Annotated in this window: 19 protein-coding genes; 11 read left to right on the top strand and 8 right to left on the bottom strand. The window is 67.8% G+C overall.

Annotated features, from left to right (window positions below; all coding sequences use genetic code 11):
- Positions 1-50: 50 nt before the first annotated feature.
- The 7 genes from OG579_RS19625 (at position 51) to OG579_RS19595 (ending at position 7,593) form a co-directional block, all read left to right on the top strand.
- Positions 51-662 (top strand): TetR family transcriptional regulator, encoded by a 612-nt coding sequence (locus OG579_RS19625; RefSeq protein ID WP_328857314.1) that lies wholly within the window; start codon positions 51-53, stop codon positions 660-662.
- A complete protein-coding gene (locus OG579_RS19620) occupies positions 659-2,257 on the top strand; it encodes a carboxylesterase/lipase family protein (protein WP_328857313.1) in 1,599 nt (532 codons plus the stop codon). The genes OG579_RS19625 and OG579_RS19620 overlap by 4 nt, the downstream gene beginning before the upstream one ends.
- Positions 2,258-2,850: 593 nt before the next feature.
- Positions 2,851-3,372, top strand: a complete 522-nt coding sequence (locus OG579_RS19615; protein WP_328857312.1) for a hypothetical protein — start codon at positions 2,851-2,853, stop codon at positions 3,370-3,372.
- Complete coding sequence (locus OG579_RS19610; RefSeq protein WP_328857311.1) at positions 3,365-4,438, top strand: hypothetical protein; 1,074 nt, start codon at positions 3,365-3,367, stop codon at positions 4,436-4,438. The genes OG579_RS19615 and OG579_RS19610 overlap by 8 nt, the downstream gene beginning before the upstream one ends.
- On the top strand, positions 4,435-5,214 hold the full coding sequence (locus OG579_RS19605) for a hypothetical protein (RefSeq protein WP_328857310.1): 780 nt from the start codon (positions 4,435-4,437) through the stop codon (positions 5,212-5,214). Before OG579_RS19610 ends, OG579_RS19605 begins: the two co-directional genes overlap by 4 nt.
- A gap of 165 nt (positions 5,215-5,379) precedes the next feature.
- Positions 5,380-6,168, top strand: a complete 789-nt coding sequence (gene heR / locus OG579_RS19600) for a heliorhodopsin HeR (protein WP_328857309.1) — start codon at positions 5,380-5,382, stop codon at positions 6,166-6,168.
- Positions 6,169-6,252: 84 nt separating this feature from the next.
- Entirely contained in the window at positions 6,253-7,593 is a 1,341-nt protein-coding gene (locus OG579_RS19595; RefSeq protein ID WP_328857308.1) for an ABC transporter permease, read from the top strand.
- 90 nt (positions 7,594-7,683) lie between these two features.
- Here OG579_RS19595 and OG579_RS19590 read toward each other — a convergent pair whose 3' ends face one another.
- The 3 genes from OG579_RS19590 to OG579_RS19580 are packed head-to-tail and all read right to left on the bottom strand — an operon-like array spanning position 7,684 to position 10,335.
- Positions 7,684-8,355, bottom strand: a complete 672-nt coding sequence (locus OG579_RS19590; RefSeq protein ID WP_328857307.1) for a methionine ABC transporter permease — start codon at positions 8,353-8,355, stop codon at positions 7,684-7,686.
- Between the two features lie 2 nt (positions 8,356-8,357).
- On the bottom strand, positions 8,358-9,452 hold the full coding sequence (locus tag OG579_RS19585; protein WP_328857306.1) for a methionine ABC transporter ATP-binding protein: 1,095 nt from the start codon (positions 9,450-9,452) through the stop codon (positions 8,358-8,360).
- A complete protein-coding gene (locus OG579_RS19580) occupies positions 9,445-10,335 on the bottom strand; it encodes a MetQ/NlpA family ABC transporter substrate-binding protein (RefSeq protein ID WP_328857305.1) in 891 nt (296 codons plus the stop codon). The genes OG579_RS19585 and OG579_RS19580 overlap by 8 nt, the downstream gene beginning before the upstream one ends.
- Before the next feature lie 250 nt (positions 10,336-10,585).
- On the opposite strand from OG579_RS19580, the gene OG579_RS19575 reads away from it, so the two are divergent.
- Positions 10,586-11,056 carry a DinB family protein gene (locus OG579_RS19575; RefSeq protein ID WP_328857304.1) on the top strand — a complete coding sequence of 157 codons (471 nt, stop codon included), beginning with the start codon at positions 10,586-10,588 and terminating at the stop codon, positions 11,054-11,056.
- Positions 11,057-11,126: 70 nt separating this feature from the next.
- Here the strand turns inward: OG579_RS19575 and sucD are convergent, their stop codons facing one another.
- Positions 11,127-12,017 carry a succinate--CoA ligase subunit alpha gene (gene sucD / locus OG579_RS19570; RefSeq protein ID WP_328857303.1) on the bottom strand — a complete coding sequence of 297 codons (891 nt, stop codon included), beginning with the start codon at positions 12,015-12,017 and terminating at the stop codon, positions 11,127-11,129.
- A 14-nt stretch (positions 12,018-12,031) separates the two neighbouring features.
- On the bottom strand, positions 12,032-13,195 hold the full coding sequence (gene sucC / locus OG579_RS19565; RefSeq protein WP_045824038.1) for an ADP-forming succinate--CoA ligase subunit beta: 1,164 nt from the start codon (positions 13,193-13,195) through the stop codon (positions 12,032-12,034).
- A 431-nt stretch (positions 13,196-13,626) separates the two neighbouring features.
- On the opposite strand from sucC, the gene OG579_RS19560 reads away from it, so the two are divergent.
- Entirely contained in the window at positions 13,627-14,736 is a 1,110-nt protein-coding gene (locus OG579_RS19560) for a M23 family metallopeptidase (protein WP_328857302.1), read from the top strand.
- Between the two features lie 28 nt (positions 14,737-14,764).
- Here the strand turns inward: OG579_RS19560 and OG579_RS19555 are convergent, their stop codons facing one another.
- Together OG579_RS19555 and OG579_RS19550 are read right to left on the bottom strand one after the other, a co-directional pair.
- A complete protein-coding gene (locus tag OG579_RS19555) occupies positions 14,765-17,257 on the bottom strand; it encodes a UvrD-helicase domain-containing protein (protein ID WP_408068704.1) in 2,493 nt (830 codons plus the stop codon).
- Between the two features lie 80 nt (positions 17,258-17,337).
- Positions 17,338-19,227: a hypothetical protein gene (locus OG579_RS19550; protein WP_328857301.1), complete on the bottom strand. Its 1,890-nt coding sequence runs from the start codon at positions 19,225-19,227 to the stop codon at positions 17,338-17,340.
- Positions 19,228-19,288: 61 nt separating this feature from the next.
- On the opposite strand from OG579_RS19550, the gene OG579_RS19545 reads away from it, so the two are divergent.
- Positions 19,289-19,609: a chorismate mutase gene (locus tag OG579_RS19545; RefSeq protein ID WP_045824084.1), complete on the top strand. Its 321-nt coding sequence runs from the start codon at positions 19,289-19,291 to the stop codon at positions 19,607-19,609.
- A complete protein-coding gene (locus OG579_RS19540; RefSeq protein WP_328857300.1) occupies positions 19,606-20,997 on the top strand; it encodes a sulfatase family protein in 1,392 nt (463 codons plus the stop codon). Before OG579_RS19545 ends, OG579_RS19540 begins: the two co-directional genes overlap by 4 nt.
- Here OG579_RS19540 and OG579_RS19535 read toward each other — a convergent pair whose 3' ends face one another.
- Positions 20,998-21,993, bottom strand: a complete 996-nt coding sequence (locus OG579_RS19535) for an LLM class flavin-dependent oxidoreductase (protein ID WP_328857299.1) — start codon at positions 21,991-21,993, stop codon at positions 20,998-21,000.
- Positions 21,994-22,017: the final 24 nt, after the last annotated feature.

Genomic DNA, 22,017 nt, shown 5'->3' with positions numbered 1-22,017 from the left:
TTTTTCTGACGCCAGTGACAAATTATGAACAAGGCTGCTAAATTCGAGCCGTGGCCACGACACCGACAGCCAAGCCGTCGACCTTCATCCAGGAGAAGCGCCGTCAGCAACTCGTCGACGCGACCATCACGGTGCTCGCCGAGACCGGTGTCGCAGGAGCCACCTTCGTGGCCATCGCCGCACGCGCGGGCGTGAGTCGCGGGGTCATCAACTACCACTTCGCCGATCGTGCGGCCCTGCTCGACGCCGTGGTGGTGCACATCTACTCGCTCGGCCGCGACGAGGTCGAGTCGTCCGTCCGGAGCGCGAGCTCACCGGCCGCCGCGATACGAGCGATGATCACCGGCAGCATCGCCTTCTACGCCCGGCACATCCACGAGAGGATCGCGCTGTCGGCGATCTACCGCTCCGACGATGTCGACACCGTCGGACGTGGCGATCGCGGCGAGCACTCCGCCGAGATGGCAAAGCTGACGGCGATCCTGCGGCGCGGGCAGCGTGCTCGCGAGTTCCGCCGGTTCGATGTCGACGTGATGGCCGCGTCGATTCGCGCCGTTCTCGATTCGGCCATCGGCCAGTTGGCCGGCGGCGCCGATCCCGCCCGCCTGGGTCGCGAGATCGGCAACCTGTTCGACGCAGCGACCCGATCGGAGACGCCATGAGGAAGACCCTCTGCACCCTCACCGCGCTCGCAGTGATGGCCACCGCGGCATGTGGTGATGACAACCGGCCCGCTTCGGTCCCCACCGACGCACCGCTGCGCGTGGAGACCAGCAGCGGTGCGCTGCAAGGGAAGGCCGACACGACCACCCGGCAGTTCCTCGGCGTCCGGTACGCGCAGCCGCCCACCGGCGCGCGGCGGTGGACGCTGCCCACATCGGTCGACACCCCCGACGCCCGCGTGGACGCCACCAGACCCGGTGCGCAATGCGAGCAGGTCCCGACGCCGGGTGTCACGTCCACGTCGAGCGAGGACTGCCTCTTCGTGAACGTCACGACCCCGCGAAAGATCACGGCGGGCACGCCGCTACCGGTGATGGTCTGGTGGCACGGAGGCGGTTACACGACGGGCTCCGGCTCCGCCTACGACGCCCAGCGACTCGCCGACACCGGCGACGTCATGGTCGTGACGGTGAACTACCGTCTCGGCATCTTCGGCTATCTCGCACTCCCCGGACTCAAGGGCGGCGGGGACTTCGGGTTGGCCGACCAGCTCGAGTCACTGCGATGGGTGGAGCGGAACGCGAAAGCATTCGGCGGCGACCCCGGCAACGTCACCGTCTTCGGCGAGTCCGCCGGCGGGATGTCGACATGCGCAGCGCTCACCTCGCCGGCCGCGCGCGGCCTCATCGACAAGGCCATCGTCTCGTCGGGATCGTGTGCACTGGTGTTCCCCGCGGGGGCCTTCTATCCCGGAGTGCCGCAGCAGCGACCGTACGTACCCGCCGCGACCGCCATAGCGACGGGGACGACTGCCGCGCAGGCCCTGGGATGCGCCGGCACCACGACCCTCGACTGCCTGCGATCGCGGCCGACGTCGGCGCTTCTCGAGCAGAACGAGAACTTCAGCAACGATCTCGCCTTCGGGACCGACCTGCTCCCCCGTGATCCTCGAGCCGCCGTCGCCTCGGGTGACACGCTACGTGTCCCGATGATCTCCGGCGGCAACCGCGACGAGAACGACGCCTTCACCGCCGGCGCGCTCGCCGCGACGCCGACCGCGTACACCACGGAGTCGTTCCCGAACGATCTCCGGGCTGCCTACGGCGCACGCGCCGGCGATGTCGCGCAACGGTATCCGCTGTCGCGTTTCGCCGGCGCACCGGCCGCGCTCGCCCGTACGTTCACCGATGCCGGTTGGGCCTGTCCGACAACGCGTTCCGCACAGCAATACGCGGCGCACGCACCGGTGTTCAGTTACGAGTTCTCCGACGAGACCGGGCCCAACGTGAGCGGTGGATCGTCACCGCAGATCCCGAAGGCGGCATTCCACGCCAACGATCTGCCGTACATCTTCGACATCGGCGGACGGGATCTCGTGCCGAACGACCCGCAGGCAGCGTTGTCGCGCAGCATGATCGAGTACTGGACGTCGTTCGCGCACACGGGCACTCCCAGCGCCGAGAACGCGCCGACCTGGCCCCGGACCACCACCGCGTCAGCGCCCGTTCTCGGGTTCACGTCGTCGGGCGTTCGCCTGGTCGACCATGCCGCCGACCACCAATGCTCGTTCTGGGCCGGCGTCGGGTTGACCTGACGACACGTCACGTCTCGGCGTCGTGGCCGCCTCCTTCCCGGGGCAGAGCAGTCCCTCCCGCCACTCGTGGCGAATGCCCTCGACGTCGACACCCGCGTAAATGACCGGCCGGAACTCGCCCATCACGCCGGGAACAATGAGCCCGATGATGTTCAGTGCGACATTCGCTGAGGAGTAGTCGCCATTTCGCCGCACGTTGTCGACTGCGGCGTTCGACCAATGCCTCTTTCCGATCCATGACGTATCGAAACAAGTCACGAAAGCACGACGAACACATTCCCGAACGACGTTTCAGACGTCGACACACCTCGGCGTCCCATCTCCCGGAAACCGCGGTCGTACAGGCTGATCCGACTCCGCGAGCAAAAATAATTACCTTGCGTAATTGATTCCGCGAATTACCGCGGAGCCGTGAGCCAGGTACCCCCCGACTGTCCGAATTCCACTTCCAGAACGGAATTGCCGACGCAAAAATAGCGATTATTAAGTTCAGAAATTTCGACCGTTTTGCGCGCCACCGGGCATATGGTGGTCGCACCAATTACTGCGGCGCCGTGGTGGCGCCCCCATTCTCCAGATGAGGAGAACCCGAAATGCGCATCACATCGTCCCACCGCGCCGCGGTCGCCGCGGCGGCGGCCGCAGCTCTGGCCCTCCCTGCAGTGCTCGTGCCCGCGACGGCGTCGGCGGCCGACACCATCGTCACCTTCACGGTGACCGGCGGGGCCATCGCCATCACCGCTCCCGCGGCGACGGTCTTCTCCACCGTGACGTCCACCTCGGCGAGTGGTTCGCTCATCGGTGTCCTCGTCACCGATGCGAGATTGGGAACGGCCAACTGGACGGCCACCGCGTCGAGCGGATCGTTCACCAACGGCACCACCACGATCACGAACACGAACGTCACCTACACCCCGGGAACCGCGACGGTCGTCGGTACCGCGACCGTCGCCGCCGGTACCGCCGGAACCCTCGGGACCGCCCGTACCGCGCAGTCCGCGACCGGCGTTGTCGGTCTCAACACCGCTCTGTGGTCACCGACGGTGTCCGTGGCGCTGCCAGGGAATGCCACCGCCGGTCTCTACACCGGAACGGTGACCCACTCGGTTGCCTGATCTCGTCCCCCTCCCCCACGCTCGCGGCCCGCGAACGACCGCACTCACCCGCCGTCTTCTGTTGGCGGCGTGTGCGGCGTTCGTGGTGCTCGCGTCGGCCGCCGGACCTGCCGTCGCGGCCCCGAGCACATCACCGACCGGCAGCGATGCACCCGGTCTCGGTATCCGCCTCCTCGAGGCACCACTCGCACTGGCGAAAGACCCGCGCGCGCAGAATTACATCGTCGACAACCTCCCACCCGGGACGACCATCACCCGACGCTTCCAGGTGTCGAACAACACCGGTGCACAGCGAATCGTCTCGCTGTACCCGGGTGCGGCCTCGATCCAGGAGACCGGAGGGTTCGTCCTCGAGGACGGTCGCGCCCAGAACGAGCTCACGTCGTGGATGTCGGTCACACCACGAACGCTCACCATCCCCGACGGACGTGCCGCCGACGCGACAGTGCGGATCGCAGTGCCCCGGACGGCAACCGAGACCGAGCGTTACGCCGTGATCTGGGCGGAGACGTCGGGCGGCACGGCCACCCGAGGGGGCATCTCGACGGTGTCTCGCGTCGGGATCCGGACCTACCTCTCCGTCGGCCCGGGTAATGGGCCGCCGGCCCAGTTCTCGATCGGCCAGGTCACGCCGGGCCGGTCCTCCTCGGGTGCACCGCAGTTGACCGTCCAGACGACGAACACCGGAAAGCGTGCCCTCGACCCCGAGGGCACGATCACCCTGACCGGCGGACCCGGAGGGATCAGCACCGGGACGGTGAAGGGATCGGGCGGGTCGGTGGCGCCCGGCGGGATGGGCAACGTCGTCTTCGGGTTCGATTCCGCGCTGCCGGACGGGCCCTGGACCGCGAACATCTCGATCACCAGCGGCACCGTGAATCGCACGGGGACCAGTTCCGTCACGTTCCCCGCGAAAGGTATGTCCCGTTCGAGCCCGGTCGACCAATCCGACGGCGGCGGTACCTCGTGGTGGATCTGGGTAGGGGGCGTTGCGCTGCTCGTCGTCGTCGTGGGTGGAGGCGTGATCGTGTTCCTGCGGCGCCGCTCCGGAGAGGTGACGTCGTGAACCGGCGCCTCGTGATCCCGGTTGCAGCCACTGTCCTCAGTGCTGCGATCGGGGTCCCGGCGGCCGGGGCCCCGTCGGGCGGAGTCACCGCGCCGGCCCCCGGTACCGCCACCGCGACCGGCAGCGCACCCGCACCGACGACGTCCGCCTCGACCACCGGGGCCGTACCGTCGTCGACGGCAAGCGATCCCACGCTGACGTCTGCGCCGGGATCCACATCGACATCGGACTCCGAGCCCTCCATCGGCTCGACGACAGGATCGTCCTCCTCCGAGTCGGAGTCGACAGCCGCGTCGGACAGCTCGACCGAGGCATCGCCGGAGTCCACGCGCCGTCGACGCGCCATTGTCATCCCGTCGATTCCCGAGCTGACACCCATCATTGCGAGCGGCGTGACGATCGGGATCTCCGCGCCCATCGTCGGTCCCGCGACCATCACCCCCGGATCGACCTGGACCGGGACCGGGGCTGTCACGGTGATCGGGACACAGGGGTTGCTGGACGGATGGACCGCCACCGCTCGCCTGTCCCCGTTGACCGGTACGCGCGGTGCCGTCCTCACCCCGACAACAGCCACCTACAGGTCGATCGGTGGCGGGTGTTCGGGGGGCTCGGGGTCCACAGCGGTCGCATTGTCGAGCAGCGCGACCGTCGTACGACGGGCCGGGGCGGCGTGCGTTGCCGACAGCTGGACTGTGACCGTGTCCATCGCGGTTCCGGACTCAGGCGTCCTCGCCGACACGTATTCGGGCATTCTCACCCAATCGATCGCCTGACACCCTCGCACGCTGATCAACCGACGTGGTCGGTGCCGTTCCAACGCAGGATCGTGCCGGTCGAGTCCGGCGTCGATGCTGCCGCTCACCGTCGTGTTCGCACGCCGCGCCGGCGGCGCCGGTCGTCGGCGGCTGCGCGGGCCTCCCTGCCGTAGCGTCGGACCCATGTCGACACCCCAGAGGTCCGGTCCGATCGCCACGGGCGTCACCGACTCCGCGCTCGCCGGACTGCGGCGGTGGAACATCGGTCTGACCGTGCTCCACGCCGCGCAGGCGGTGGCGATCCTGCTGTTGGGCAACGGTTTCGCCATCACCGTCAACTCGTCGTTCCCCACCGGTCCACCCGGCGCGGCCCAACCGCCGCCGTCGTCGTTGGTCGACGTGTCGATCGGCGCCGCGATCGCGGTGTTCCTGTTCCTCGCGGCCGCCGACCACCTGCTCACCGCGACCGTCGCACGCGGGATCTACGAGTCGGATCTGCGTCGCGGCATCAACAGGTTCCGGTGGATCGAGTACTCGATCAGCGCAACCATCATGATCGTGCTGATCGGTTTCTACTTCGGTCTCACCGATATCGGCACCGTGATCGTCGTGTGCGGCGCGAACATCGCGATGATCCTGTTCGGCTGGCTGCAGGAGCGCATGAACCCACCCGGCCGCGCCGACACCACGATGCTGCCGTTCTGGTTCGGATGCGTCGCGGGCGCGGCACCCTGGGTCGCGATCGTGGTCAACTTCGTGGGCGCGGGCGACCGGGTGCCCGGGTTCGTGATCGGCATCTTCGTGTCGCTGCTCGTCTTCTTCTCGACCTTCGCGATCAATCAGTGGTTGCAGTACCGCGAGATCGGCCCGTGGCGCAGCTATGCGTTCGGCGAGAAGTCGTACCTGGTGCTGAGCCTCGTCGCGAAGTCACTCCTGGCTTGGCAGATCTTCGGTGGCTCACTGGCCGTCTGACAAATTTTTCCCGTTCCGGAAATAGATGCAGTCTGCATATAGTTGGGCTATACATCTACCTATCCGACGACGAGGGGAACAGTCATGTTCAAGGCCCTGACCACGCGGTGGCGAAAGTTCTACGGCTCGCTGCCGCCCGCCCTGCAGATGATCGGGCTGCAACTGTGGTTGCCCGTCTTCTTCCTGTTCGCGTTCTGCTTCTGCTATCTGTGGGCGTTCCACTCGCCGCAGATCCACGACGCCCCGGTGGCCGTGGTGAACTCCCCCGCCGCCTCGACCTTCACCGATCAGTTCTCGAAGGCGCAGCCCGGCATGTTCGATTTCCGGCTCTACCAGACCGCCGACGAGGCCACCGAGGCCGTGCGGGACGGCAGCGCCGCCGCGTCGCTCGCCCTGCCGTCGCAGGCGGGCGGCAAGCCGGTCGTCACCATCGCCAGCGCACACCAGTTCCAGGCCGCGCAGCTGATGAAGTCCACCTTCACCCAGACCTTCGCGCAGAACGGGGTGGCACCCCAGGTGAACGACATCGCACCGCTGCCCAAGGGTGACTCCTACGGTCTCGGGGCGATGTACCTGATGCTGTCGTGGTGCATCGGCGGCTACATGGTCGCGATGTTCATCGGCATGATGGGCGCACCGCTGAGCCACCTCACCCGCGTCAGCATCCTGGCCGGCGGCGCCGCGGTCGCCGCGCTGATCACCAACCTCCTCGCGGGCCCGGTCATCGGTGTCTACGACGGCCACCTGCCGCAGATGATCGGCATCTCGTTCCTGTGGATCCTCGCGGTCGGCCTCGCGGTCAACGGTCTGTCGTACTTCTTCGGACGGTTCATCACGGCCGTCGCATTGCTGATGTTCGTGTTCCTCTCGATCCCGTCCTCCGGCGCGGCCTACCCGACGTGGATGGTGCCGCGGATCTTCGGCGACCTGAATCCGCTGGTCGTCGGCCACGGCATCACCGAGATGATCAAGCGCGTGCTGTACGGCGTCGGCGAACCGTACTGGCAGCCGTTCCTCCTGATGGGCGGGTACGCACTGCTCGGCATCGTCACGATGATCGTCGGCAAGCGCTGGCGCGAGAGCAAGGAGTTCGATCGGATCCTTGCGGGCAAGACGACCATGATGGCCGCCGCGCAGGGCGCCATGATGCGCAAGGGGATGGCCGACCGCGAGCGGATCCTCACCGCACACGGTCTCGACTCGGACGCCAACCCGATCGAGGAGAGCCCGAACGAGAAGGACCGCGCGACCGACGATCCCGACACCTCGGAGGGGGGTCACTACTCCGTCGACGACATGGAGACGCAGTTCCGCGGCGACCCGATGCTCAACGGCAACAACCTCGGTGGCGGCTTCGCCGACGAGGAGCGCGAGTACGAGATGCGCGAGGCGATCCGCCACCCGAAGCACGAGGCGCCGCGGTAGCCGGCTGACGTCGACAGACATCGTCCGCCTGGGGTCCCACCGTGGACACATCGCCCACGGTGGGCCTCAGGACGGACGATGTCGGTTCGTTCAGCGCCGCAGCGCCCGCCGGGCGAGGGTGTTGCCCAGCCACTGACCGAGCTGCACCAGCACGACGAGGATGACGATGACGACCACGGTCAGCTTCGCGTCGAACTGCTGGTAGCCGTACTGCTGGGCGAAGTCGCCGAGGCCACCGCCACCGACATAGCCGGCCATGGCCGACATGTCGACGATCGCGACGAACACGAAGGTGTACCCAAGGATCAGTGGCGCGAGTCCCTCGGGGACGACAATCGTTGCGAGCGTGCGCAGTCGGCTTGCCCCCATGGCGCGCGAGGCCTCGACCACACCGGGGTCCACGGCCACGAGATTCTGTTCGACCACACGCCCGATCACGAACGCCGCCATCACGGTCATGGGGAAGATCGCCGCCTCCGTCCCGATGCGGGTGCCCACGACCTCACGGGTCACCGGGGCCATCGCGGTGATGAAGATGATGAACGGGATGGGCCGCACGATGTTCACCGCGACGTTGAGCACGGTGTAGACCACGGGGTTCGCCAGCAGGTTGGTCGGGCGCGTCGCGTACAGCAGGGCGCCGAGGCCCAGGCCCAGCACGCCGCCGATCACCAGGGTGAACCCGACCAGCGCAAAGGTTTCGAGCAGCGCGTCCCAGAGCAGCGGACGCAACTGCGGGGTGATGATGTCGCCGAGAAACATCCTCAGGCACCGACCTTCTCGTGCTCGATGACGTCGGTGACCGCGCGTAGACCGGCCACGGCGGTGTCGATCTGCTCGTCGGATCCCTGCAGAGCGACCGTGAACGCACCGAAGGGACGCTGCGACAGCTCCACGATGCCTCCGTAGACGATCGACGCCTTGACCCCGGCGCGAGCGAAGTGGTCGGCGACGTCGATGGTGTTCGCACCGGTGTCGGCGTCGATCTCGGTCTCCCGGATGGCGACCGTGACGAACCGACCCTCGTGCCGCGTCCGCAGCCGCACGAGCGTCTCGTCGGACGGCACGTCGCCGACGGCGCCACGGACGAGTCGCCGCGTGATCGCCGACTGCGGGCGGGCGAAGACGTCGTAGACGTCACCCTGTTCGATGAGTCGCCCACCGTCGAGAACGGCCACGCGATCACAGATCTCGCGGATGACGTCCATCTCGTGGGTGATCACGACGATGGTCGTGCCCAGCTCGCGGTTGACGCGGCGTAGCAACGCAAGGATCTCCGACGTGGTGTCGGGATCCAGTGCGCTCGTGGCCTCGTCGGCCAGCAGGATCTTCGGCGACGTGGCCAAGGCACGGGCGATCCCGACGCGCTGCTTCTGTCCGCCGGAGAGCGCACGCGGGTACTGCGTCGCCTTGTCCGCGATACCCACGAACTCGAGGAGCTCGGTCACCCGCGCCGCACGCTCCTCCTTGGCGACACCTGCTATGCGCAGCGGGAACTCGACGTTGCGTGCCACGGTCCGCGACGAGAACAGGTTGAACTGCTGGAACACCATGCCGATCTCGCGGCGTACGCGGCGCAGCTCGTGCTCGCCCGCGGTGCTGATGTCCTCACCGTCGACGATGACCTGTCCCTCGTCGGGACGCTCGAGCCCGTTGATGAGGCGCACGAGTGTGCTCTTGCCCGCGCCGGAGTACCCGATCACACCGGTGATGGTGCCGGCCGCGATGTCGAGATCGACACCGTCGACCGCGGCGGCGACAGCAGGCTTCGACCGACCCGTGCGACGCGGCGCACCGAATCGCCTCGTGGCCCCACGAAACGAGATCGCGGGACGGTCGGTGACCGCGGGCTCAGCCACCGTTGTTCGCGACCTGCTTCTGCAGGTCGACGGTCAGCTGCTGGAGCTCGGCGGGATCGTTGTTCTTCAGGACACCGTTGTCGCCCAACGACTTCTTGACGGCTGCCTCGACGTCGGGGTCGTGGTAGATCGACACGAGCTTCTTGTAGGTCGCGTTGTCCTTGTCCTTCTCACGGGCGACGAAGACGTTGATGTAGGGCTTCGCGATGTCGCTGTTCGGGTCGTCTTTGGCGATGATCCTGTCCTCGCCCAATTTTGCCGACGTGGCGTAGTTGTTGTTGACGATCGCGCCGTCGACGGAGTCGAGGCTCTGCGCGGTCTGTCCCGCGTCGATCGCCTTGACCGTGACCTTGGACTTCGCTTGATCGATGTCGGCGATCGTCGAGAATCCGTTGCCGCCGTTGCGGAGCGAGATCAGACCGGCCTGCTGAAGGACGAGGAGCCCACGCGCTTGGTTGGTGGGATCGTTGGGTATGACCACCGAACCGCCCTGCGGGATCTGACTGACCGAGGTGTGCTTCGTCGAGTACAGCGGCAGCGGGTAGACCGCGGTGGCGCCGATGGGGACCAGCTTCTGGTCGTTTTTCTGGTTGTAGGTCGCCAGGTAGAGCATGTGCTGGAACTCGTTGAGCTGCAGCTCGCCCTCGGCCAGTGCGGGATTGGGCTGGTTGTAGTCGGTGAAGTTCACGAGATCGACGGTGATGCCCTCGTCGGCGGCCTTCTTGGTGAAGACGGTCCAGTAGCTCTCCGCGGCGTCGGCGACGCCGATCTTCACGGTGTCGGAGTCCGAGTCGGACCCGCATGCGGCCGCACTCCCCATCACCGAAGCCGCCGCAACGAACGCGACCGCCAGCTTCTTCCAACCCACTTTTCTCTGATGCACTGCCCTGTCCTTCTCCACGCCGGGATCGCCGGCTCACGTGCGCGCCGATGATCGCGGCGCGTCGACATGGTAGACACGAACCGGACACGCACCTGACCACAGATACGTTGTCCTACAGCGGAACACGGATCTGACCAGCCGCGACGATGCGGGTGGGGCTTTCGCTCCGCACGATCGAAAACCAGGCGGAGGTTAGAGCCGCCAACGCGATCTCGTTGCGGCCGACCGGACTGTCGGTGATGCTGGGACGATGACGACGCCCACCTCGGATGGTTTTCGACCCTACGTCGACCAGCTCATCGATCAGCATCGCGCGATCCTGCACGACAGTCTCGACGGCCTCACCGAGGACGAGGCCAGGCGGTCGCTGGTCCCGTCGGCCACCACGCTGCTCGGGCTCCTCAAGCACGCCACGTTCGTCGAGAAGGTCTGGTTCGACCAGGACATCAGCGGTCGGTCGCGATCGGAGATCGGGATACCCGAGTCCTCGGAGGACTCGTTCCTGCTCACACCCGACGACACCATCGCCTCGATACAGGCCGAACACCGTGTCGCGTGCGAACACTCGCGGCAGGTGGCCGCCGCCCTCGACCTCGACACCGAGGTCCGTGGCCGCAGACCGCACCCGCTGTGGGCGTCCTACATGCACGTCCTCCGCGAACTCGCCCACCACTGCGGCCACGCCGACATCCTGCGCGAACAGATCCTCGCCGCACGCTGAGGGGACTCGCCGGAACACAATTCAGCCCCGACCGGAACACCGGTCGGGGCTGAATCGAGAGCTGCTGTGACTACAGGCCCTTGTAGATCTCCCGCGCGAGATCGGCGGTCTCCGAGGGGGTCTTGCCGACCTTGACCCCGGCGGCCTCGAGTGCGTCCTTCTTCGCCTGGGCGGTGCCCGAGCTGCCGGACACGATGGCGCCGGCGTGGCCCATGGTCTTGCCCTCGGGTGCGGTGAAGCCCGCGACGTAGCCGACGACCGGCTTGGTGACGTTGGCCTTGATGTAATCGGCGGCACGCTCCTCGGCGTCGCCACCGATCTCACCGATCATGACGATCACCTTGGTGTCGGGATCGGCCTCGAAGGCCGCGATGGCGTCGATGTGGGTGGTGCCGATGACCGGGTCACCGCCGATGCCGATGGCGGTCGAGAAACCGATGTCGCGCAGCTCGTACATCATCTGGTAGGTCAGCGTGCCCGACTTCGACACCAGACCGATCTCGCCCTTGCCCGCGATGTTGGCGGGCGTGATGCCCACCAGCGACTCGCCGGGGGTGATGATGCCGGGACAGTTGGGCCCGATGATCCGGGTCTTCTCGCCCTTGGACTTGTTGTAGGCCCAGGCATATGCACTGTCCTGCACCGGGATTCCCTCGGTGATGACGACCAGCAGCGGGATCTCCGCGTCGATCGCCTCGATGATGGCGTCCTTGGCGAACTTCGGCGGCACGAACGCGATGGAGACATCGGCGCCGGTCTCGGTGATCGCCTCGGCGACCGTGCCGAACACCGGCAGCTCCACGCCACCGTCATGCGACACGGTGGTGCCGGCCTTGCGCGCGTTGACACCGCCGACGACCTGGGTCCCGGCCTTGAGCATCAGGGCGGTGTGCTTGGTGCCCTCGCCGCCGGTGATGCCCTGGACGATGACCTTGGAGTCCTTGTTGAGGAAAATAGACATGAGTCAGCAGTCCTTTACTTGCTCGCCAGTTCGGCGGCCTTGTCGGCGCCGCTGTCCATGGTCTCGGCGAGCGTCACCAGCGGGTGGTTGGCGTCGGCGAGGATCGCACGGCCTTCGTCGACCTTGTTGCCGTCGAGACGGACGACGAGGGGCTTGTTCGCGTCGTCGCCCAGCTTCTTCAGCGCGCCGACGATGCCGTTGGCGACCGCGTCGCACGCGGTGATGCCACCGAAGACGTTGACGAAAACGCTCTTGACCTGATCGTCGCCGAGGATGACGTCGAGACCGGCGGCCATGACCTCGGCCGAGGCACCGCCACCGATGTCGAGGAAGTTGGCGGGCTTCACGCCGCCGTGGGCCTCGCCGGCGTACGCAACGACGTCGAGGGTCGACATGACCAGACCCGCGCCGTTGCCGATGATGCCGACCTGACCGTCGAGCTTGACGTAGTTGAGGTCGTTCTCCTTGGCCTTCTGCTCCAGGGGATCGGTCGCGTCCTTGTCCTCGAACTCGGCGTGACCTTCCTGGCGGAAGTCCGCGTTCGCGTCGAGGGTGACCTTGCCGTCGAGCGCCAGGATCTGGTCGTCGGGGGTGCGAACCAGCGGGTTCACCTCGACCAGGAGCGCGTCCTCCTTGATGAACACCTCCCAGAGCTTCTGGATGGTGTTGGCCGCGGCGTCGAGGACCTCGGCGGGCAGCTTGCCGGCCTCGGCGATCTCACGTGCGAAAGCCAGGTCGACACCCTTCACGGCGTCGACGGGGATGCGGGCGAGTGCGTCGGGGTTCTCCTCGGCGGTCACCTCGATCTCGACACCACCCTCCACCGAGCACATGGCGAGGTAGGTGCGGTTGGTGCGGTCGAGCAGGAAGGAGATGTAGTACTCCTCCGCGATGTCACTCGCCTCGGCCACGAGGAGCTTCTTGACGACGTGGCCCTTGATGTCGAGTCCCAGGATCGCCTCGGCGTTGGCGGTGGCCTCCGCTGCGTCCTTGGAGTACTTCACTCCGCCTGCCTTGCCGCGGCCGCCGACCTTGACCTGAGCCTTGACCATGACGGGCTTGCCGATCTCCTCGGCGATCTGCGTCGCCCCGGCCACCGTGTCGGTAACACGTCCGGCCGATGTGGGGACTTCGTGCTTGGCGAAGAGTTCCTTCGCCTGGTATTCGAACAGATCCATTCAGCTCACCATCTCTAGTGTTTGCCCGCTCCTGATAGTTGTTCTCCCGCGAGGATCGTCTGCGGTCGCGAGCCCCAACGGACTGTATCGCCGCCGTCTGAACGCCTCGGGGACAGTCCCGACGCATGTGCCCCAGATCACGTGCCCAGCGTAGGAGAGGTGCCGCACGAGCGATCGTTCGGGTCCGTTATCTCCCATCCCCTCTGACCAGCACTTCTTGTGATGCAGCTCACATCGATGACGAACTGTTCGCGCGCGGTTGCACACGCTGCAATCATTTCGTTACCGTCTCCAAGGCGCGTGGTCACGGCCACATCTCCCCCAGGGGAACGCCAACGGAACTCAACCGGGGGTCGTCGCCGAAAGGCGCAGCTCACGCACACCATCGGGTCAGCTCGGCGGTGTCGTGTGTCGAATCGGAAGGTGCAGTCTTGGCAGTACGGATGCGACCTGAGGAGATCACCTCGATCATCCCGATCGATTGGGATGACCTCGACGCCGAGTTCGCCGACCCGTCTCGAGCCGACGCCCATCCGTACACCGCGACGTCGAACCGCCGCACCGACGAGGCCTACGCAGACGTCCGCTCGTCTGATGTCACCGACCGTCCTGTGCGCGACACCCCGCGCCGGCGGCCGCTGCCCGCGGAGGTCACCCAGGACATCCTGATCGCCGAGATCGAGTTCGACGAGACGGCTCATCACCATCCGTTCTCGGTCACCGGCGCACGACCGGACGACTTCGACCCCGCCGACGACGACCGCTCGTTCCGGCGCATCCCGCAGACCCGCGCCCCGCGCTCGGGTGGCAAGCACCGCATCTCGGCGCCGCCCACCGCCCTCAGGGGTCGTGCCGCGCTCCTCGCCGTCGCCGCCGGGGCGGCCGTGGTCGCCGTGAGCGGACAGATCGACACCGGCTCGACCACCGAGGCCCCGCAGAAGGCCGAGCCCGCGTCGGGCTCGGTGAACCGGGCCGCCGCGGTCACTCCGCTCGACCCGTCGGTCACCGGCGACGCCGCCGTCGCACCCGGTGCCGCGCCCACCGATCTCCACGACTTCACCGACCAGCTCGCCACCGGCGACAAGATGGCCCGCGACGCCAAGGCCGCCGACGCCGCGTCACGCACCCCGCTCTACGCCTCGCCGGTCGACATGGGGCTCTACCAGTTCACCTCGGGCTTCGCCTACCGCTGGGGCGCCTTCCACGGCGGCATCGATTTCGCCGCCCCGCTGGGCACCCCGATCCACTCCGCCACCGACGGTGTCGTGGTGGAGGCCGGACCGGCGTCGGGCTTCGGCAACTGGATCCAGGTGAAGGCGTCCGACGGCAGCATCTTCATGTACGGCCACATGGCGTCGAGCGGCGTCCTCGTCACCAAGGGCGAGAAGGTGATGGCCGGACAGGTGATCGCACGCGTCGGCAACGAGGGGTTCTCCACCGGACCGCACGTGCACGTCGAGCGCTGGGTCAACGGCATGAAGGTCGACCCGATGCCGTGGTTCCCCGAGCACGGGGTGCCGCTCTCCAACTACACCGGCTAGGCCGACCCGCCCGCTCGACGGGTCCCGCCTAGAGCTTGTCCACGGGCAGACCGCCCAGTGACATCAGCGTGATCCGGCCGCTGCTGCCGAAGTCGAAGGTCACCCGCTCGGTGGCCCCCGATCCCTCTTTCGCGACCACCTTGCCCATGCCGTACTTGGCATGGTTCACGCGGTCGCCGACCGCGACCGACACCTGGTTGTTGCGTCCCCGCGTGGGACTGGCCGAATACGAGCTGCGACCACGGGCCGAACTGCGCTCGCCACCCCCGTCGCCGTTGCCGCCGGAGCGGAACGAGTCGGAGCCGAAGAAGCCGCCGGAACTGCCGAACGACCGCTCACGGCGTCGGGGCTCGGTGCGGCGCCAATCGATGAGATGCTGCGGGATCTCCTGCAGGAAACGCGATTCCGGATTCGACACGGGCTGTCCCCACGCCGAACGCACCATCGACCGCGTGACATAGAGCCGCTTGCGGGCACGCGTGATACCGACGTAGGCGAGTCGTCGCTCCTCGCTGAGCTCGGCGGGGTCGCCCAGGGCGCGCATGTGCGGGAACTGCCCGTCCTCCCACCCGGTGACGAACACGACCGGGAACTCCAGCCCCTTCGCGGTGTGCAGCGTCATCATCGTCACCATCCCCGCGGCGCTGTCGGGCACCTGATCGGCGTCGGCGACCAGCGACACACGCTCGAGGAACGCGGCGAGCGAACCGGGCTCGGGAAGGCCCTCCTCCGGGTCGGGGCGGTCGGCGGGATCGAGCGCGGCGGCGTCGGCGCTGAACTCCCTTGCGACGGAGATCAACTCGTTGACGTTGTCGAGGCGCGCGCCGTCCTGTGGGTCGCTCGAACCCTCCAGCTCGTCCCGGTACCCCGAGCGGTGGGCGATGGCCTCGACGAGTTCACCGATGTCGGCGCTCTCCGACCCGGCGTCGATGGTGGTGGTGTCGGCGTCGGGGGTGTCGGACTCGCCGAACACCGCCAGGAAGTCGTTGCGCAAGCCCTCGATGAGGTCGACGAAACCCGAGATCTGTTTGACGGCACGACTGTTGAGCAGCGGCACGTTGCCCGCGGCGGCGTCGATCAGCGCCTGGTAGAAGCTGACGCCTGCGTTCTCGGAGTACACCGCGACACATGCCTGGGCACGGTCACCGATGGCACGCTTGGGGGTGTTGACGATGCGTCGCAGGCTCACGGTGTCGTCGGGGTTGGCCACCACGCGCAGGTACGCGACGATGTCGCGGACCTCCTTGCGTTCGTAGAACCGAACGCCGCCGACGACCTTGTACGCGATGCCGAGGCGGATGAAGATGTCCTCCAGCGATCGCGAACCGGTGTTCGTCCGGTAGAACACCGCGACGTCGGAGTACGTGAACTCGCCACTGTCGCACAGCGAGTCGATCTCGCGGGCGATGAACGACGCCTCGTCGTGCTCGTTGTCGGCGACGTAACCGGCGATCAGCTCACCCTCGCCGGCGTCGGTCCACAGCTTCTTCTCGCGCCGGTTGGGGTTGCGTGCGATCACCGCATTGGCCGCCGACAGGATCGTCTGCGTGGAGCGGTAGTTCTGTTCCAGCAGCACGGTCTCGGTGTCGGGGAAGTCGCGCTCGAACTCCTCGATGTTGCGGATCGTCGCGCCGCGGAACGCGTAGATCGACTGGTCGGCGTCACCGACCACGCACAGTTCCGACGGGCTGACCGCACCTTCGCCGGTGCCCACCAGCTCACGCACCAGGACGTACTGGGCGTGGTTGGTGTCCTGGTACTCGTCGACCAGCACGTGCCGGAAGCGACGTCGGTAGTACTCGGCGACCTCGGGGTGATTCTGCAGCAGCGCAACGGTTTCGCCGATGAGATCGTCGAAGTCGAAGGCGTTCGCCGCCCGCAGACGCGCCTGGTACCGCGTGTAGATGTCGGCGAGGGTGGTGGCGGTGTCGTCGTCGGCCTCGGCGGCGGTGGCGGTCGCCGACTCGGGGCTGATGAGCTCGTTCTTCAGGTTCGAGATGTGGATGCCCGAGCCGCGCGGGCTGAACTTCTTCGGGTCGAGGTCGAGGTCGCGCACGATCATCGCCAGCAGTCGCTTGGAGTCGTCGGCGTCGTAGATGGAGAAGTTCGAGTTGCGGCTCTCGATGAGTGCGGCCTGCGCACGCAGGATCCGCACACAGGTCGAGTGGAACGTCGAGACCCACATGCGGTTCGCGCGGGGGCCGACGAGCTCGATCACCCGCTCGCGCATCTCGGCGGCGGCCTTGTTGGTGAACGTGATGGCGAGCACCTCGCCGGGCGAGACGTCGCGCTGGGCGAGCAGGTAGGCGATGCGTCGGGTGAGCACCGAGGTCTTGCCCGATCCGGCGCCCGCGACGATCAGCAGGGGGCCGCCGGTGTGCATCACGGCGGCGCGTTGCTGCGGGTTGAGGCCGTCGAGGAGCTCGCGGGCGCGATCGGTGAGGGCGTCGCCGGACATGCCGGAGACCACGGGATCGCCCCTGGTGAGGCCGGGAAGAGAGGGCTGTGGTGCGCGTGTCATCAGGGAACGATCCTACTCGCGCGGTCGGACAGGACGCCCGCGCCATGCGCACAGGTGTTCTAGTGCGCCGATCGCGCGCGTCAGCGGATCAACGCGGGGTCGTAGACCTCGCCGACCACGCCGGCGGCGAGGTGTAGCGCCAACCCGGGCGTGTGGGGACGGATCGAGACGGTCGTACCGGTGCCCGAGGCCTGCACCCACAGGCCGTGCAGGCCTGCCTCGACCGGCGCGATCACCGGGCTGCTGTCCCCGATCCGCACCTCGACCTCTCCGGCGGCGTTCGCGCAGTAGGCGAACTGCACGGTCCACCGCCAACGGATGAGCGGCCCGTCCAGATCGATCGACGTCGGGCCGGTGACCTCGGGGCGGTCGCAGGCACCCGCGCCGGCGGCGAATCCGCGCGCCCGGGTCACCGCACCCGCGGTGACGGTGCCCTTCGGGCTCAGCACGCGCAGGTCGCCGGTCCAGTCACCGAACTCGGGCCGCTTCGACAGCCCGGAGAAGACGTTCTCCACGAGGTTGTCCGGGTAGGCGACCGGGGTCAGCACCTCGAGCGGGACGGGTTGGGAGAACATCGGGGTGTCAGCCGAGGCGGCCAGCGATGCGTGCGCGGTGGTGACGTAGTCGCCGGTGGGGTCGTGGGCCCACGATCCGGCGAAGGTCAGCGTCGAGACCACCGAGCCGATGGCCGAGAACGCGACCACCGCCGCCCCGACCAGTCGTGGGCCGCGACCCGGGTGTCCACCCGACCGCGATGGCGCGGCGATGATCAGCGCGGCCGCCGCGACGAGCACGACGGCGGTGTCGGGGAGGTAGCGCAGCGTCTGCGACAGCTCCAGCGCGGTGGTGGTGCTGCTGCGGTTCCAGCTGACCAGCGCCTGCGCCACCACGATGTAGCCGACCGTGCACACCACGATCGCCACCGCGCCGCGTCGAGCGCGGATCGCCGCGACGACCGCCCCGGCGACGACGAGCCAGCCGACGATCTGCAGGCCGACGCCGGGAGTGCCGAACGGCGGGCTGGGTATCCAGCGATCCCATGTCCACGGCCCGCCCGCGACGGCCGGGACGATCCCCTCGCTCACCGAACGCCACACCAGTGCGGCGGTCTGCCGGATCGAGTGGTCACCGGTCGTCGGCCGTGCGACCACCACGAAGACCACCGCCCACACCGCGGCCACCGTCGACAGTGCGATCCACAGCCCGCCGGCCCGCCGCCACACCACCGGCAGCGCGCGGGTCGGTTCCCCCGGGTTGCGCCCGAGCTGCGACAGCCGCACTCCGAGCAGGGCGACCGCGAACGCGACCGGCAGGATCAGTGCCGACTTCTCGAAGAACGCCAGACCGACGGCGAACACCACCGCGGAGCGGATCACGATCGTCCGACTCTCGATGATCTGGGACCGAGGGCCTCGCGGCGCGCCGCCGGCGCGGTCGCGGGTCAGCAGGACGGCGTCGGCGACGACCCACGCCATCGCCGCCTGCAACGGCAGGTTGTTGAGCCCCGACGCCCACCATGCGAACGACGGCACGACCATCGGCGTCAGGAGATAGAAGGCGAAGGCGACCAGCGCGGCCGGTCGACGGCCGCCGACGACGACGATCATCCGCGCCACCGACGCCGACGCCACGAGCTGCCCGACGAGCAGGGTCGCCGCGGCCACCGGCCAGCTCAACGGGGCCACGGCGGTGACGACGTCGATCACCGCCATCGCCGCCGGCATCAGGTGGCCGTCGTGGTCGTCGAAGAGCAGCGACGGCGCGAGGAACCCGTGGGTGCCCGCGCGCGAGGTCAGGATCAGGTCGTCCCAGTAGAAGTTGCCCCGTACGAGCACGTAGGCGCGCACCACCACGTGGATGAGCAGCAGCAATCCGAGGGCGATCACCACACCGCGACCCGCATGGGCCGGTGACCGGTGGGCGCGCACGTCGACCGACACCGCCGAGGTCGTGCTGGTCGGGTGCGCCACCGCTCATTGGTACCAGTCGCCCGCCCCGGGATCGCACGACACACGTGGCAAGATCGGTCCGATGAACGCCTCCGACGATGCGGCCGGCTCGCCGATCGACCTGAGCAGCTACGGACTCTCGTCCGACGTCGACGACCTCCCCGACGAGATCGACGAACTGCGCCTCGAGATCGACCGTCTCGATGCGATCATCCTCGGCGCCATCAAACGCCGGACCGCCATCTCGAAGAAGGTGGGACGCACCCGCATGGCGTCGGGCGGACCGCGCCTGGTGCACAGCCGCGAGATGAAGGTCCTGCAGCGCTTCTCCGAACTCGGCCAGGAGGGTCACACCCTCGCGATGATGCTGCTGCGTCTCGGCCGCGGACCGCTGGGACGGTGACCGGGACCCGCGACAGCGTCCTGTTCGTCCACTGGCACGATCTCGGACGCCATCTCGCCTGCTACGGCGCCGCCGGGGTGGTGAGCCCTCATCTCGACGCACTCGCCTCCGACGGTGTCCTGCTCACCGACGCCCACGCCGCCGCCCCGCTGTGCTCCCCCGCCCGCGGTGCGCTGTTCACGGGTCGGTACCCGCACTCGACCGGACTGATCGGGCTGGCCCACCACGGTTTCGAGTACCACGACGACGTGGCGACGCTCCCGGCGATCCTGTCGCGTGCGGGATGGACGACGCAGCTGTTCGGCATGCAGCACGAGAGCTCCGACCCGGCGCGGATCGGTTTCGACGACTGGGACGTCTCGGACTCCCGCTGCAATCACGTCGTCGCACGCAGCCAGGAATGGCTGGCCGACCACGGCGCCGACGGTCCGTTCCTGCTGACGGCGGGGTTCTTCGAGACCCACCGCCCCTACCCCGCCGACGAGTACCCGCCCGCCGATCCCGCCGGCGTCACGGTGCCACCGTTCCTGCCCGACGCGCGACCGGTGCGCGAGGACATCGCAGGCCTGCAGGCGTCGGTGACGAAAGCCGATGCGGCCGTAGGACGGTTGCTGCAGACAGTCACCGACCTCGGCCTCGACGAGAGCACGTGGATCGTGTTCATCACCGATCACGGCATCGCATTCCCCCGCGCCAAATCGACCCTCTACGAGGCGGGAACGGGTGTCGCCTGCATCATCCGTCCGCCGACGTCACGGGATGTCCCCGCACACCGGTACGACGACCTGTTCAGCGGCGTCGACCTGTCGCCGACGATCCTCGACGCGCTCGGGCTCGACGTGCCCGAGGACATGGAGGGCTTCTCCCACGCCGACGAGATGTTCGGCGCCACCCCGGAGACGGCGGACGCGGTGCGCTCGGAGGTGTTCACGGAGAAGACCTTCCACGACAGCTTCGACCCGATCCGGGCCGTGCGCACCTCCACGCACCGGTACATCGAGAACTACGCGCGACGTCCCGCGCTGAGCCTGCCGCTGGACATCCTCGACAGCCCGTCGGCGCTGGCGCTCGACGGGTCGCAGGACCTCCCGCGTCCGGAGCGCGAGTTGTACGACCTGCGTGTCGATCCCCTCGAGCGGGTCAACCTCGCCGAGGACCCTGCGCAGGCCGACATCCGCGACGACCTCGCCGCGCGCCTGCGCGCCTGGCGGACCGACACCGGCGACGAGCTGCTCGACGAGGCGACCGGCACCGCGATCGCGGCCGAGTTCATGCGACGTCATCACGCCCAGCTCGACACCGAGGCTGCGCGCGCGACGGCCCGCAGCCTGCCGTCGCGCCGTCCGCTCGGCGACCAGCGACAGCTCCGGCGCACCGAGCGGGACTGACTACATCGCCTCGATCTTCGGCAGGATGTCGTTCTTGAGGCGCTTCATGTCGTCCATCGTCTTCGCGGTGGGCACATCGGCGAACGGCGGCCACACCAGCAGTTTCGTCAGTCCCGCCTCGCGATAGCGCTTGAGGATGTCGGTCACCTGGCGTTCGGACCCGACGAGGAGATTGGATGCCTTGCCGGCCGGGGTGTCGTCCATGTCGACGTCGGTGATGACCGTCCAGATCATGCTGGCGATGTCGAGGTCGTCGATGGTCCGCGGGGTGTCGAGTTCGGCGAGTTCCGAGGCGATCCCGGCTCGCCAGGTCGCGATCTCCTCCGGCGAGTCCTGGATCCCGATCCACCCGTCGAGGCCGTACTTCGCGACCCGCTTGGCCGCGCGCTTGGCGTCCTTCAGTCCACTGAAGTACATCGGCGGCCGAGGGCTCTGCAGCGGCTTGGCCCCGAACCCGCTGGGGCCGAAATCGGCGAACTCCCCGTGGTATTCGAACACGTCGTTCGCCCAGATCCCCTGCATGATCTCGATCGACTCACGCAGGTGCTGATGGCGGCGCGGGAAGATGTGACCGGCGCTCGCGGCGGCGAACTCCTCGGGCATCCACCCCGATCCGACGGCCACGTTCAGTCGGCCGTTGCTCAGGTGGTCGATGGTCGCGAGCTCGGCGGCGAGCACACCCGGTGAGCGGTAGGGGGTGTCGATGATGCTCATCCCGATGCGGACCTTCGTCGTCTTCGCGGCGAGCCACGGGATCAGCGGGAACCCCTGCAGGAACTCCCCTCTCGACGACACGGGCAGCTGCTTGGGCAGCTCGTGCATCATGCCGAAGGCAAACTCCATCTCCGCACGGTCCGACGACTCCGGGACGATGATGCGGTCGAGCGTCCAGACGGACTCGTACTCGAGTTCCTCGGCGAGGGCGGTGAGGTCCTCGAGTTCGGCGACGGTGATCTTCTCGCGGAAATTGGGCAGGTACAGGGCGAGTTCGAGCATGGGTCCTCCTCGGTGGGACGGGTG

Source organism: Williamsia herbipolensis (assembly GCF_036153515.1).
Taxonomy (GTDB): domain Bacteria; phylum Actinomycetota; class Actinomycetes; order Mycobacteriales; family Mycobacteriaceae; genus Williamsia_A; species Williamsia_A herbipolensis.
Note: the sequence above shows the minus strand (reverse complement) of the source record. Positions and strands in the feature narration are given on the sequence as shown.